The sequence below is a fragment of the Dialister sp. UBA1703 genome (assembly GCA_002320515.1).
Classification (GTDB): Bacteria; Bacillota; Negativicutes; order Veillonellales; family Dialisteraceae; genus Dialister.
In genome coordinates this window covers 8,056-8,269 of record DCJJ01000044.1, presented here as the reverse complement: position 1 = coordinate 8,269, position 214 = coordinate 8,056, and positions in this window count along the sequence as shown.

Below are 214 nucleotides of genomic sequence, written 5' to 3'. Positions count from 1 at the left end.
CCTCCACGTCAGCCAAAGTAGGCCCTTAGCCTGCCCATTAAACGGCTTACCTATTGGTTGGCTGACCGTACCCGCTAGGGAAGTACGGCGCCCCTGGGGGCGCCATTTTATATGCCGCTTCGCGGCAATAGCTGCATGGAACTCAGTCACATCCGCCGACAGGCGGATTATACCGGCGCCGGTAGGCGCCTACCTCGCCAGCGCAGCGATACTA